At 65.4% G+C, this 4,162-nt stretch carries 3 protein-coding genes and 1 pseudogene; 1 reads left to right on the forward strand and 3 read right to left on the reverse strand.

All coding sequences use genetic code 11. From position 1 onward, the window contains the following. Positions 1-120: 120 nt before the first annotated feature. From VF697_RS41085 to VF697_RS41095, 3 genes are read right to left on the reverse strand one after another with little or no spacing between them, the layout of a single operon-like run. Positions 121-381, reverse strand: coding sequence for a hypothetical protein (locus VF697_RS41085; protein ID WP_331103912.1), 261 nt, complete (start codon positions 379-381; stop codon positions 121-123). Positions 382-414: 33 nt separating this feature from the next. Then, entirely contained in the window at positions 415-2,646 is a 2,232-nt protein-coding gene (locus tag VF697_RS41090; protein ID WP_331103913.1) for a S8 family peptidase, read from the reverse strand. 15 nt (positions 2,647-2,661) lie between these two features. Continuing rightward, complete coding sequence (locus tag VF697_RS41095) at positions 2,662-3,546, reverse strand: ATP-binding protein (protein ID WP_331103915.1); 885 nt, start codon at positions 3,544-3,546, stop codon at positions 2,662-2,664. Positions 3,547-3,922: 376 nt separating this feature from the next. On the opposite strand from VF697_RS41095, the pseudogene VF697_RS41100 reads away from it, so the two are divergent. Continuing rightward, positions 3,923-4,159: pseudogene (locus VF697_RS41100) on the forward strand (hypothetical protein); the annotation flags it as partial. Positions 4,160-4,162 lie beyond the last annotated feature (3 nt).

Here is a 4,162-nt window from a genome sequence, read left to right on the forward strand (position 1 = left end):
CGAGCAAGCACAGGATGTCGGGGCACCCCAGCAGCCGAGCAGGCTCAAGGACTTGGGCCACGGATTGGGCCGCCCCATTGGCTCCGAGGAGCAGTTCAACACCCTCTGAGAGCGCTCCAGCTACTCCATCGAGACGTGGAAGGAGCTGTGCTTCTTCTCAGGCTTCTTGCCCATGGTCTCCAGGATGTTGAGCGCGTGCGTAGCGTGGTCGTTCGCGCGACTCAGGGCATGGATGGCGAGCAGTTCCAGATTCTCTCGCGGTGTCCTGTCCAGCGAACTCGTCTTCACCTTCAGTGCCGAATCAATAGTTGCGAAGGCGGACAACTCGCGCAGCATCTGCTCTCGGTGCCTCTCAAACTCCTCTTCTCTCTGATCTGCCATGTTGCTTTCCTTCTTGGTGTGTGGAGATGAATTTTAACGGCGCGGCAGCGGAACCTGGATGGCGAGCGGAACGAGCGGCCGAAGCTGCGTGCGGTAGTGCTGCAGGATGCGGTTGTAGAGGTCCGGCATTCCCGGGCAGCGGACTGTCACCACAAGCGCGTAACGAATGCTGGTGGCGCCCTGGCTTGGCGCCCCACCCTCGCGGGCGTTGTAGTGCACCTCGAAGCAGGGCTCGACCAAGTCCGCCTCCTTGAAGCGGTGCTGTGCGTGGCGAGTCGTCTCCCACTTATGCGAGTCGCGCAACTCCTGCTCGGTGGCGTAGGCCTTCTTAGCGGTGAAGAAGGAACTCGACTCCGCGACGGGCCTCTTCGCCATGGGGTTGGCCAAGTTCTTGGAGTTCGGCCGAAAGGTGATGTCGAGACCGGCGCGCGTGTACGCCAGCGGGTCCTCCGGGTCCGTCGGCGATGCGAAGCAGAACGTGGCGCCGATTTCTACCTTCTGACCCGTGATACCGCCTGGAGGGATCGGGATGGGCATGCGCAAGTAGCTGCCGGGCAGGAAGGTGCCCTGGTAGAGTATGCGGGCCTCGCCAGGGCCGCACACCAGCAGATCGTTCGGGTCCTGGGGGAAACGTCCCCAGCCGACCTCCTTCACCGGCTGCCGGCCGCGCTCCGTCCCGTGCACCATCAGGGCGCGCAGAGCGAGGGGCTGGAGGACTGGGCCGAGTTCGCCCCTCATCATCATGGCGGTCCGCATCGCGTTCGGCGCCGAGAAGCTCGTGCCGTACACTCCACGCAGCTTGCCGTGCGGGTCCGCTAGCGCGAAGAAGGGCGTATGGTTTGTGCCACCAAAGGCCACGCCGTCCGGCTTCATACGGCTGCGCCCAGTGCCGTAGGAGCTATAACTAGCCCGCTGCCACGACTTCTTCGTCGAGTCGCACGCGCCGACGACCAGGGCATTGACAGAATCCGCAGGCGATTGAACGCGTTCCATACCGCTGCCGGTTGGGTGGTGGCCGCCATTGCCGGAGGCCACCGTCATGAATATGTCGCCGGACGCCAAGTGCTGGTCGAGGATGGCGGTCCAGGGGTGGACCTCGTCATCCACCACGGGCAGCGCGGCGCCGATGCTCAGGTTGACGAAGCTGTGCGAGCGGCGGCTCAGGAAATCCTGCACCCGCCCAAGCACCCGGTAGTAGTTGCGGCTCGGGTCCTTGTCGTCGCGCGCATCCACCACCTGGAAGTGATCTACAGCGGCGGGCGGCGGCGGGGGCGTCTTGCCGGGCTCAAGCGGCCCGAAGAGAAGCGCCGAGGTCACCTGCAGGCCGTGGGCAATCTGCTCCACGGTGGGCCTCACCACGTTGCCAACGCTCTGGCTGGTGACCCACGGGTTGAGCACGGACCCAGGCGGCACACCGCCGTCGAGCACTGCTACTCGGAGCGCTTGGCTGGCGGCGGTCACCGCCGGCAACACGGCCGTGGCGACTGGCTCGGACGCGGGTGCCCGGGGTGCGTCCGGCCAGACGGCGCGCAGCACGGGCAGCGGACGAATGACGCGCAGGAAGCTGAAAGCCGCGATGCGCTCAACCAATTCGCGCGGGGCGTCCAGCGCAATAAAGGTTAGCCCGCCGACTTGGATGCGCTCCTCGAGCTTGTCGTTGAGCCCCAGACTGCCGAGGTAGCGGCGGAAGCCCTCAAGGACGAAGCCGCCGGTCACCGCATCTGCATGCAGGACCACCTCGATAGGCATTTGGCCCGACTGCTCCTTGGTGAAACCGCGCAGCTTGTCCTCAATCTTGGGCAGGCGCACGTCCTCCAACCGCACGAGCTGTTCGAACCGGCCACCCTCAGTCCACTGCGGCAGTTCCTTGGCCCATTTGCGGAAGGCGTCGCGCTCGCCCGCGACGAAGAGCTCCGAGGTGACGGCCGGCTGGTTGGGGTTTTTGGTGACCTCGGGAGTAACCGTGCGGGGCCGGCTGCCGACCATGTCCAGTTGCAGCTCCTTCAGGAGGCCGCCCGGGAAATAGCTCTTGGCGATGAAGGCTGGGTGCAAGGTCAGCAGGGCGACCGCGCGGTCACCGGGGAAGAGCGCATCTGGCGCCTGCTCCAGATCGCTGGACAGCCGGGCGACGCGCGAACTTAGCCGCTGACGTGCCTGCAAGAACTTGTAAGGCATCCACTTTTCTGGAGGTTTCCGGAGGGGAGCAGGGATGCGCGTCACGAGCCGCTCGCCCTCGCCGATCAGGAAGTTCTTCACGTCCGCCATGTCATTATCTCCTGCTCAGTGGGATTGCTTGCTCGACCGCCGATGTGAACGCCGGATGGTGTCGCGGCTCACGCCTGTAAGCTGAGACACCGATCGCTGGGAGACACCCGCCTTCAACAGCGCCGCGCTCAGGTCCGCCCGCGTCTTGCGGTCGAACTGACCCGCCCGCTCCCGCACCAGCGCAAGAAGCGCGTCTTGCACGGGGAGCCCATGCACCACCGCGTTGCGGACCGCACGCTGGAAGTCGCGTCTGATAAGCGCTTGGCTCTGCCCCTTGAAGAGCAGTGTCAGGGCGGGCGCTATCTGCGCGAAGTCCACTTCCGGCCGGTTAACGAGCAGGTCGGCCACGAGTGCGCGCACTGTGTCCTCGTCCGGCAGCGGGAACTCGACGATCCGCTCGAACCGACGCCAGACCGCCGGGTCGAGCAGGTCAGGGTGGTTGGTCGCGGCAATGAGCAGACCAGAGGCTGGCCACTCGTCGATTTCCTGGAGGAGCACCGTCACCAATCGCTTGAGCTCTCCTACTTCTCCGCCATCGTCGCGCCGCTTAGCAATGGCGTCCAATTCGTCAAGCAAGAGCACGCACTCGACACCCTTGGCATAGTCAAGCACGTTGCGCACGTTGCTGCCGGTGCGACCAAGGTAGCTGCTCATCACTGCCGAGAGATTGAGCGTGAGCAGCGGCCACCCGAGTTCAGCGGCCACCCAGCGGGCCGCCAGCGTCTTGCCAACCCCCGGTGGCCCGGTGAAGAGCGCCGAGCGCGTCGGAGCGATGCCGTCCTGAAGAAGCTCTCGGGCACGCCGCCGCTCAAGCACCACTTGGTCCAGCTCGCGCCTCACCCCGGACGGCCACTTCGGCTCCGAGTCTAGAGTCGGCCACTCCTCCTTCAGCAGGCTCATCCTCGACTCAAGGTCTACCGGTACCGCCGCCATGGTTGCACTGCGCAGGGCCCCTGGGGCGGCGCTAGCTGGCTGTGGGCTGGAGAGGAGGTCCTGCAACTTCGCGGCGCTTTCCGGGTCCGTGCGCCCCAAGACGCGGGCCACCTTGTGGAGGTAGGTCGCGAGTTCGTCCCTTCGCCCAGCAAGTCCAAGCCGAGCGACGTGGAACAAATGGTCAACGTTTCCGTTCTTTTCGTCCGCCATGAATCCCGTCTATCACCCAGGTCTGACGCCACTTTATGCCCCAGGGTGGACTAGTTCATATGATGCGTGACGAAATTAGTCCACCCCTTAGTCGTATCCTTAACCTGAACGCTCAGGTATCGAACACCGCATACAGGACGCATTGGCGAGGACGGGCGGGGCGCCCATGCTGCTGCGGCGGGTGGTGGAGTCCCTGGGCGCGCTGCGCGAGCGCCAGCAGCTCGACGAGGCCCGGAAGCTGCTCGCGGCCCACCCGGTGGAGGAGGCGAAGCAGGCCACCGAGCAGACGCTGGAGCGGGTGTCGCAGGACGTGGCGCTGCGCGAGCGCGCCATGCCCGAGGTGAGCGCCTGGCAGCAGAAGCGCAGGTAGGCC

The organism is Archangium sp. (assembly GCF_036388035.1).
In the GTDB taxonomy this organism is placed as follows: Bacteria; Myxococcota; Myxococcia; order Myxococcales; family Myxococcaceae; genus Archangium.